This window comes from Nocardioides malaquae (assembly GCF_015070385.1).
Taxonomy (GTDB): domain Bacteria; phylum Actinomycetota; class Actinomycetes; order Propionibacteriales; family Nocardioidaceae; genus Nocardioides; species Nocardioides malaquae.
Genome location: NZ_JADCSA010000473.1, coordinates 1 through 267 on the forward strand (window position 1 = coordinate 1; position 267 = coordinate 267).

1 protein-coding gene is annotated in these 267 nt (G+C 73.0%); it reads right to left on the bottom strand.

Annotation, left to right across the window (positions count from 1 at the left end):
* Positions 1-267: P-loop NTPase (locus tag IEQ44_RS17255; protein WP_227487651.1), on the bottom strand; the 267-nt coding region annotated here is incomplete at both ends.

The window sequence follows — 267 nt, forward strand, 5'->3', positions numbered from 1 at the left end:
CTGAGCCAGCGCCGTGGCCAGGTTCACCGTGACCGACGACTTGCCCACGCCACCCTTGCCGGAGGCGACGGCGATCACCTTGGTCAGGTTGCCGGGCTGGGCGAAGGGGATCTCGCGCTCGGGCTGGCCGCCGCGCAGCATCTGGCGCAGGGCCGCGCGCTGCTCGTCGTCCATCACCCCCAGCACGACGGTGACCCCGGTGATGCCCTCGACCGCGCCGGCAGCCTGCTCGACCCGCTCGCGCAGGGTCGTCTTCATCGGGCAGCC